Origin of the sequence: Allopontixanthobacter sp., from assembly GCF_034376665.1 — a bacterium.
Classification (GTDB): domain Bacteria; phylum Pseudomonadota; class Alphaproteobacteria; order Sphingomonadales; family Sphingomonadaceae; genus Allopontixanthobacter.
The window spans coordinates 110,581-118,757 of record NZ_JAXMJI010000067.1 but is presented as its reverse complement, the minus strand read 5'-3'; the positions used below and the strand labels follow the sequence as shown (position 1 = coordinate 118,757).

Sequence of the window (8,177 nt, the reverse complement as noted above, 5' to 3'; positions counted from 1 at the left end):
CATCATCTGGTTCTGTTTCAGCGACTGGACGAATTCGACCATGAACCGTTCGGCGCTGCAGTAGAAGATGCGCGCGCGGGGATGCGCGGCCAGATAGGAATGGCCGATCGCGTGCAGCAGATGCGTCTTGCCCTGGCCGGTCGCGGCCTTGAGATAGAGCGGCGAGAATTGCGGCGTTTCAGTCGCCGCCATTCGCTGCGCTGCGTTGCAGCCGAGAACATTGGTCTCGCCGGTCACAAAGGCGGCGAAGGTGAGCGACGGGTCGAGACCGACCGACGAGGTAAAACCCTGCTGCCCGATGGTGCCTGCGGCGATCAGCGAAGGATCGCTGCCGTCGTTGGCTGGGCGGCGACCCACCGCATAGGGGTTGCTGCCAAACGCACCAGAAAGTTCGTCGGAATAGCCGCCGCCGTGCAGCGTCATTTCGGGCAGCTTGCGCCGGCCAGGGTGGACCGCAATGCGCACGTGGCGCACTTCGCTGCGGGCGATCTTCCACGCGAGCGACAGCCGGTCGGAAAAGCGGTCCTGCACCCAATTGGCGGAAAAATCCGTCGGCAGGTAGAGATCCAGCGTGCCGGTGTCCTTGCAGAAACCGCCCAGCTGGATCGGCTTGATCCACTGGCTGTGCAGCTGATGGCCAAGATCCTTGCGCAGACCCTGGCTTATGTCGGACCAATCGGCCGCCAGGTTTACCGCTTCCAGATCTTCCATGCTGTCGTCTTTGCCTTTGCGTTTGGCCTCACCCGCGCTCATGTCTTTGCTCGCCATCGAATTTCCAGATCCCACCGCTTCGCTGCCCGCAATTGCGCCGGCACCGCTTTATCCAAAAAAACCCGATAGTTTACGGCGCAGATGCCATTTCTCGGAAAAAACCCCGAACATAGCTACGCCGTTCCCGGGAATTTAGCTTTCCCGGGGTTGCCCCCTATCGGCCAATGATTCTTAAGGTTCGGACTGTCCTGTCCCGAGCCGAGTTGGTGTTATGAACCGGTTTTGCGGTGACGCAATAGTATTGACCGTAAAAAATTTGAAATAAAGAAGTTGACTCGGTTCAACCCCGCAGAGTTGCGTTTAACCCGCTGTTAACTCTAGATTTCGTCCGTCCTGACCGCGCGAATCGCGGGTTTTCCTAGGGGTCGCGCTGAGTATCGGTGTCATCGCCCGGTAATAAAAAAGGCCGGCGCTTGAAGCACCGGCCTTGTCCCGATTTAAAAGCAGGCAGAAAGCCCGCGATTTTCTATGATCCTGGACGAATCGCGATTCGGATCAGAGTGCGGCAACCCGCTTGGACAAACGCGACATCTTCCGCGAAGCCGTATTCTTGTGCAGCACGCCGCGCGCCACGCCGCGCGCCAGTTCGGGCTGGGCCGCTTTCAGAGCTTCTGCGGCAACGGTCTTGTCGCCGCCTTCGATGGCGGATTCGACCTTCTTCACGAAACCGCGGATGCGGCTCATGCGGGCACCGTTGATTTCGGCGCGCCGGTCGTTGCGGCGGATACGTTTGCGGGCTTGCGGCGAATTGGCCATGTCTGTCCTTTATCGGGCCGCCACGGGAGCGGCCGGAATCCTAGAATTTGCAAATGCGAAAAGCGGCAGTCACCCGCCGGAAAGCGCGCCCCTTACAAAGCACGGGGCGAATCGTCAACTTCTGATTGGCCTCAGGCGCCGGCGGTCGCATTCACTCCCTTGGGCTTTCGCGCTGACCGCGCGGCGGCCGGTCGGCCTTTGGCTAGCGCGACCAGGATCGGGCGCGTCGTGGATGGCACAGCGCGATACGGTCCGCGGCCAGCGGATCGCAAGCGCGACCGCGCGCCGGGCGGTTAGCCCGCCCCTCGTAGACGTTGGCACAGCCAACTGGCCGTGAGAGAAAAAAGGTCTCCCTACCTCTGGCACTTCGGGCAATACCAGGTGCTGCGGCCGCCCTGCACGATCCGCTTGATGGTCCCGCCATCGCCCCGCTTGCAGGCCTCTCCCTCGCGCCCGTAGACCTCGAAACGGGTGGCGAAATAGCCGAGTTCGCCGTCGGGCCGGGCATAGTCGCGCAGCGACGATCCGCCGTCCTCGATCGACTGGAGCAGCACTTCGCGAATCGCCGGAACCAGCCGGGCGAGCGCCGGACGGGACACCGCGCCCGCAGACCTGTCGGGCCGGATGCCCGCCCGGAACAGGGCCTCGCAGACATAGATATTGCCAAGTCCGGCCACGACTCGCTGGTCGAGCAGCAACAGTTTGACCGCTTGCTTGCGGCCCCTGAACGCGCGGTGGAGATGCTCCGGCGTAAGATCCGCACCTAGCGGCTCCGGCCCCATGATGGCGAAAGCGGGCCACGTATCGAGCGCGTCGGTATCGACCAGATCGACCCATCCGAAACGGCGCGGATCGCACAGGGCGAAACGGTGGTCGGCGGTTTCAAGAATAAAATGGTCGTGCCTGTCCGGGGTGTCGGGATCGATCCGCCAGCGCCCGCTCATGCCCAGATGAAAGACAATGGTCCGCGCCCGGTCGGTGTGGATCAGCCCGTATTTCGCGCGACGGCCAAGACCGGTGACGCGCGCTCCGGTAATCGCCTGGACCAAGTCCACCGGGAACGCACGGCGCATGTCCGGTCGGTTCACTGCCGCCCGCACGATCCGCTGCCCTTCGAGGAAACGCGCGAGCCCGCGGACGGTTGTTTCCACTTCGGGAAGTTCAGGCATTTCGCAGTTCCGGCATGAGGCCCTCTAACACCCTTTCCGGCGCGGGCAATTGCCCGTAAGGCGGCGCGTATGAGTGATCAGGTTTCTTTCGGCTACAAGGATGTCGATGCGAGCGAGAAGACCGCCCTGGTGGGCGAAGTCTTTTCCAATGTGGCTGCCAAATACGACATCATGAACGATGCCATGTCGGGCGGAATGCACCGGTTATGGAAGGACCGCTTCGTGCGGCGGGTCAAACCGCAGCCGGGCGAGGCGATCCTGGACATGGCCGGGGGCACCGGCGACATCGCGTTCCGCATGGCGGCGCGCGGCGCGGATGTGACCGTGTCCGACATCAATCAGGAAATGCTCGATGTCGGAGTCGAACGCGCGATGAAACGCGGCATCGACGGCCTCGTCTGGTCGCGCCAGAATGCCGAGGAGCTGAGCTTTTCCTCCCGCACGTTCGACGCCTATACGATCGCCTTCGGGATCCGCAACGTGACCCATATCGACCGCGCGCTGGCCGAGGCGCACCGGGTGCTGAAGCATGGCGGGCGGTTCTTTTGCCTGGAATTCTCGACCACCCAATGGCCGGGCTTCAAGGATGTTTACGATCTCTATTCCCACCGCCTGATGCCCAAGCTGGGCAAACTGATCGCGGGCGACGAGGAAAGCTACCGCTATCTGGCCGAATCGATCCGCCGGTTCCCCCGGATGCCGGAATTCGAAGGCATGATCCGCGCCGCCGGCTTCACCCGGACGAAGGTGGAACCGATCCTGGGCGGCGCTGTCGCCATTCATTCAGGCTGGAAACTTTGATTTCGTGACGAGGCCGGTAACGCATATCTGGCGGCTCCTGAAATGGGGCCGGACGCTGGCGAAGCACGGTGCGCTGCGCGGGATCGAGCGCGATCCCAACACGCCGGTGCCGGTCAAACGGCTGGTGCGGATTGCCCGCTTCGGCACGTCGCAGCCGCTGCAGCCCCGCTATGCCGAGGCCTTTCGCGATATCGGCCCGGCGGCGATCAAGCTGGGACAATCGCTGGCGACCCGGCCCGATCTGGTGGGCGAGGCAGCGGCGCAGAACCTGCTATCGTTGCAGGACGATCTGCCGCCGGTGGATTTCGAGCAGATCAAACAGGCGATCGAAGCCAGTTTCGGACGCCCGGTCGACACGCTGTTTTCCAGCATCGATCCCGATCCGGTCGGTTCGGCCTCGATCGCGCAGGTGCACCGCGCCGTCACGACAGACGGCGTGCCGGTGGCGGTCAAGGTGCTGCGGCCCGGCATCCGCGAGAAGTTTGCCCGCGATATCGCTACCTACGAATGGGCCGCCGCGCATCTCGAGGCGATGGGCGGGGAGGCGCTGCGGCTGCGTCCGCGACTGACGATCGCCAATTTCCAGCGCTGGACCAACAGCGAACTCGATCTGCGCCGCGAGGCGGCCAGCGCCAGCGAATTGTCGGAAAGCATGAAGGCGGTGCCCGGCTACGTGATTCCGGCGATCGATTGGGATCGGACCAATGGCAAGGTCCTGACAATCGAATGGGTCGACGGGATCAAGATCAGCAACCGCGAAGCCCTGGTCGCGGCGGGTCACGACCTGCCCGAACTGGCCCGGCGGCTGGTGCTGGCGTTCCTCACCCAGGCGATCAGCGGCGGATTTTTCCATGCCGATATGCACCAGGGCAATCTGTTCGTCCGCGCCGACGGGACGATCGTGGCGATCGATTTCGGGATCATGGGCCGGATCGACCGGCGCGCGCGGGCGTGGCTGGCGGAAATACTCTACGGGCTGACAACCGGCAATTACCGCCGCGTGGCGGAAATTCATTTCGAGGCGCAATATGTGCCGAGTTACCATTCTGTGGGCGAATTTGCGACCGCGCTGAGGGCGGTGGGCGAACCGATGCGCGGCAAGCCGGTGAGCGAGCTGAGCGTCGGCCAGATGCTTGACGGGCTGTTCGCCATTACCCGCGATTTCGACATGCAGACCCAGCCGCATCTGCTGCTGCTGCAGAAAACGATGGTGATGGTCGAAGGGATCGCGACCCAGCTCGATCCGCAGATCAACATGTGGGATGTGTCGGCGCCTTTCGTGCGGGCATGGATTCGCGACGAGCTTGGTCCCGAATCGGCGATTGCCGACCGGATCAAGGAAGACACCGACACCCTGCTGCGCATCCCCGCGCTGATCCGCCGGCTGGAAGAGCAATACCCGCCGAAGGGCGGCGCGCCTGACTTGCCGCCGCTGCCTGATATCGAGCTGATCCTCGATCCCAAGCGGAAATTGCGCGGCAATTCGGGCAGCAACTGGCCCGGCTACCTGCTGTCCGGACTGATTGGCGCAGGGACAGTTGCCGCGGCCGTGATACTCGGCGTAATCGGGTAAGCCCGCCTTAGTCGAGTTCGGTAAAGGCGGAGTGCGGCAGCACCCTGCTGCCGGTGAGGCAGAGGATCGTTGCCGCGGCTTCGATCAGCATCGGCAGCCAGAACCCGTCATAGGTACCCATGGCGATCACATTCACCGCGCGGCCGACAAAGGCGATCGCGAACAACGCCGCGGACACCAGCAGCGGATCGCCCTTGCGCTTCCACCCGCCCCAGATCATGCACCCGCCCCCGACCACAAAGAAGGCGGTGAAATCGGCCCTCAGGCTGGCGTGGCCCACGATTCCATCGGGAATGACGCTGAAATCGGCCCCGGACGTCGCGGGATCGAACAGAAAGCCTGCCCCCACAGCTACGAAAAACAAGCCGCCGACGAACAGCAGCGCGGTAAGGATCAGGCGCATGAAATTTCTCCCCTGGGATAGCGGGTTACACTGCAATGCCTCTTGCCCGCTAGGTAAAATTTAACCACTACGTTGCAGGGCGTTCATACAGGGTTGTATGGTGCTGAAACGCAAGCGGGCTTGTGGACGCCGATCTATCCGCGCCTGATGTCCGGCGTGCAGGAACAGGGGAGACCAGAAATGTCGCCGGTAGCCCGCCTGATCGCGGCAATAGCGAAACCGCCCGCATGAGCGCCGCGAAGGGCCCGCGCATCCTGCTGGTGGTTGGCGGCGGCATTGCGGCGTATAAGTCCTGCGAACTGGTCCGGCTGATCCGCAAGGGGGCGGGCGGCGTGGCGGGCGATGTGACCTGTGTGGTGACCAAGGGCGGCCAGCAATTCGTCACCCCGATGGCGCTCGCAGCGCTGAGCGAGAATCCGGTTCACACGACCCTGTGGGATTTGAAGAACGAGGCCGAGATGGGCCATATCCAGCTTAGCCGGGAGGCGGATCTGGTGGTCGTGTGCCCGGCCACGGCAGACCTGCTGGCGAAGATGGCGACGGGAATTGCCGACGATCTGGCGACCACACTGATCCTTGCGACGGACAAGCCCGTCATGGCTGTCCCGGCGATGAATGTGCGGATGTGGCAGCACGAAGCGACCCAGCGTAATGTCGCGTGGCTGCGGCAGGCCGGGGTCACGGTGATCGAACCCGATGTCGGCCCAATGGCCTGCGGCGAGTTCGGCCCCGGCCGGATGCCCGAACCCGAAGCCATCTGGGCGCAGATCGCCGAAAAGCTCGGGCTGGAGCATGACTATTCGCCCCAGGCGGAAGTCTGGGTCGAAGAAGAAGGCGACGAAACGGACGAGGCATTGGAGCCGGAACCCGATATCGAAAAGCGCGGCGGTGGGCTGGGCGGCCTATTCGCTTCGCTGATCCCCCGAAGCACGCCCAAACGATCGGCCCGCGAAATCGAGGAAGTATGGGCCGCCGCGCCGGAGCCCCTTGATGAGGTTTCCGATACGCCCGAAGATACCGGCGAAAATGTGCCGGCCGCCCCGATAGCCAAGCCTGGTTTCGCCGGTTCGGTGCTGGCGACCAAGGGCAAGGCGTCCTCCGCGCCGCCGACCGACCCGCAGGCCATGAACCACATGGTGAAATCTGGCGATGCCGACTTCTCGCCGGAACCGCTTGCCCCCACAGAAATGCCGGTTGCGGTCGACCCGCTCTACGGTCAGCCCGATTTCGACACCGATCCGCAGCACCGACCGCTGTTCGGCAAGCATGTCCTTGTCACCGCGGGACCGACCCATGAACCGATCGACCCGGTCCGCTATATCGCCAACCGGTCGTCCGGCCGGCAAGGCTTCGCCATCGCCGCCGCGGCTGCAAATGCCGGCGCGCGGGTGACGCTGGTTGCGGGGCCGGTAGCGCTCGAAACACCGCCGGGCGTCGAACGTTTCGACGTCCAGTCGGCCGAGGAAATGGCGGCCGAGGTCAAGCGGTTGCTGCCCGCCGATGCCGCAGTGATGGTGGCGGCGGTTTCGGACTGGCGGACCAAGGATTTCGCCCAGCAGAAGATGAAGAAACGCGGATCTGCGCCGCCCGCGCTGATCCTGACCGAAAATACCGACATTCTTGCGGCGGTTGCCGGCGGCACCGAGCGACCGCGCCTGCTGATCGGGTTTGCCGCGGAAACGGAGGATGTCGTCGAGAACGCCAAGACCAAGCGCAAGCGCAAGGGAGTCGACTGGATCGTCGCCAACGACGTATCGGGCCCGGTCGGTACCGGCGTGATGGGCGGCGATAACAACCAGGTCTATATCGTCACCGGCGAGGGCGTGGAAGCGCTGGAGGAAATGCCCAAGCAGGACGTCGCCCGTGTGTTGGTCGAGCGCATTGCGCAAGCTCTGTCCGATGACGCGCATGGCTGATCCCGTCGGTGTCGGCCTGAAGCGCCTGCCGCATGGCGAAGGGCTGGCGTTGCCGCGCTACGCAACCGGCGGCGCGGCGGGCATGGATGTGGTTTCGGCGGAAGACGTATCGATTCCGCCGGGGGGTCGCCATGCCGTGGCCACGGGCCTTGCGATGGCCATTCCGCAGGGCTTCGAAATCCAGGTCCGGCCCCGCTCCGGCCTTGCCTTCAAACACGGGATTACCGTTCCCAATACGCCCGGCACGATCGATTCCGATTACCGAGGCGAATTGAAAGTGCTGCTGATCAATCACGGGACCGAAGCCTTTGCAATCGCGCGCGGGGACCGCGTGGCGCAGCTGGTGCTCGCACCGGTCACCCAGGCGCGGTGGGTGGAAATGGAAAGTCTGGACGATACGGCGCGCGGCGAGGGCGGGTTCGGCTCTACCGGCATCTGATGCTGGGCGCAGGCGCCATGTCCCCCGCCGGGGCGCTGCTGGCGCTGGTGGCACTGGCCATCTGGATCCTGGTGATGGTGTGGGTCGCGGCCCGTATCCAGGCCTTCGTGACCCGTCGGACGGGCTGGCCGGGCCTCGACTGGCGCAATCTGGGCTCCACCTTTCTCCTGCTCGTTGCCGCGATCCATCTCGGCAATTTTGCCATCGATCTGGTCGACCGGTGGAGCCGCGGCGGCAATTATCCGCTCGAGCCGGGCTTCCCGGGATCGTTCCTGATAGGATCGGTGGCGTTGGGGGTGGGCATTGCCGCGGTCAGGGCCCGCCGCCGAAAATAGCACGAAAAAGGGCG

At 64.0% G+C, this 8,177-nt stretch carries 9 protein-coding genes; 5 read left to right on the top strand and 4 right to left on the bottom strand.

Going from position 1 to position 8,177, the window contains the following annotated elements:
• The 3 genes from U0988_RS07560 to mutM form a co-directional block, all read right to left on the bottom strand.
• Nucleotides 1-768 (bottom strand): DnaA ATPase domain-containing protein (locus tag U0988_RS07560; protein WP_322292013.1); only part of this gene is annotated, 768 nt, incomplete at its 3' end.
• Between the two features lie 498 nt (nt 769-1,266).
• Nucleotides 1,267-1,527: a 30S ribosomal protein S20 gene (gene rpsT, locus U0988_RS07555; RefSeq protein WP_322292012.1), complete on the bottom strand. Its 261-nt coding sequence runs from the start codon at nt 1,525-1,527 to the stop codon at nt 1,267-1,269.
• A 353-nt stretch (nt 1,528-1,880) separates the two neighbouring features.
• Nucleotides 1,881-2,696 carry a bifunctional DNA-formamidopyrimidine glycosylase/DNA-(apurinic or apyrimidinic site) lyase gene (gene mutM, locus U0988_RS07550; RefSeq protein WP_322292011.1) on the bottom strand — a complete coding sequence of 272 codons (816 nt, stop codon included), beginning with the start codon at nt 2,694-2,696 and terminating at the stop codon, nt 1,881-1,883.
• Nucleotides 2,697-2,765: 69 nt separating this feature from the next.
• On the opposite strand from mutM, the gene U0988_RS07545 reads away from it, so the two are divergent.
• Complete coding sequence (locus U0988_RS07545; RefSeq protein ID WP_322292010.1) at nt 2,766-3,497, top strand: class I SAM-dependent methyltransferase; 732 nt, start codon at nt 2,766-2,768, stop codon at nt 3,495-3,497.
• Between the two features lie 4 nt (nt 3,498-3,501).
• Nucleotides 3,502-5,070: a 2-polyprenylphenol 6-hydroxylase gene (ubiB, locus tag U0988_RS07540; RefSeq protein WP_322292009.1), complete on the top strand. Its 1,569-nt coding sequence runs from the start codon at nt 3,502-3,504 to the stop codon at nt 5,068-5,070.
• Nucleotides 5,071-5,077: 7 nt separating this feature from the next.
• Here ubiB and U0988_RS07535 read toward each other — a convergent pair whose 3' ends face one another.
• Nucleotides 5,078-5,473, bottom strand: coding sequence for a hypothetical protein (locus U0988_RS07535; RefSeq protein ID WP_322292008.1), 396 nt, complete (start codon nt 5,471-5,473; stop codon nt 5,078-5,080).
• Nucleotides 5,474-5,700: 227 nt separating this feature from the next.
• On the opposite strand from U0988_RS07535, the gene U0988_RS07530 reads away from it, so the two are divergent.
• Genes U0988_RS07530 through U0988_RS07520 form a run of 3 tightly spaced genes read left to right on the top strand, consistent with a single transcriptional unit; the run spans nt 5,701 to nt 8,163 of the window.
• Entirely contained in the window at nt 5,701-7,389 is a 1,689-nt protein-coding gene (locus U0988_RS07530) for a bifunctional phosphopantothenoylcysteine decarboxylase/phosphopantothenate synthase (RefSeq protein WP_322292007.1), read from the top strand.
• A complete protein-coding gene (gene dut / locus U0988_RS07525; protein ID WP_322292020.1) occupies nt 7,382-7,828 on the top strand; it encodes a dUTP diphosphatase in 447 nt (148 codons plus the stop codon). Before U0988_RS07530 ends, dut begins: the two co-directional genes overlap by 8 nt.
• Entirely contained in the window at nt 7,828-8,163 is a 336-nt protein-coding gene (locus tag U0988_RS07520) for a hypothetical protein (RefSeq protein WP_322292006.1), read from the top strand. Before dut ends, U0988_RS07520 begins: the two co-directional genes overlap by 1 nt.
• Nucleotides 8,164-8,177 lie beyond the last annotated feature (14 nt).